Source organism: Burkholderia sp. AW33-5, assembly GCF_053427615.1.
Window position 1 is genome coordinate 1 of record NZ_JBSAXA010000118.1, and the last position, 336, is coordinate 336.

Here is a 336-nt window from a genome sequence, read left to right on the forward strand (position 1 = left end):
CGCTGCTTAACCCGTTGGCCTCCACGAATTCCGCCCGACCTCACACCGATACGGCGGGCGATCTCGCGCACACCAGTCGAGTGCTTACCTTCAATACTCTTCCAGATCGCCAAAGGCGGCCTTGGTCTGTGTATCCGCCCATCTTGCTGTGCTCTTCAGCTCTCGGTATTCGCGCTGTCCGTACCGCGTGTCGCCATAGCCAGACTCACGGGCGATCCGGGCTTCTAGTTCCATATATCGATCCGCCATCGAGTCACGGGACTCTCTACTGGCGATCGAACGGCGATCTTCGGAGCCCCAGGAGCTGCTGCTCGCCCACGACTGCATTGACGCCAT

Annotated in this window: 1 protein-coding gene; it reads right to left on the bottom strand. The window is 60.1% G+C overall.

Annotated features, from left to right (window positions below; translation table 11 throughout):
* Positions 1-90: 90 nt before the first annotated feature.
* Positions 91-336, bottom strand: a 246-nt coding sequence (locus tag ACV22V_RS32625; protein ID WP_448016852.1) for a hypothetical protein, incomplete at its 5' end; no start/stop codon positions are given.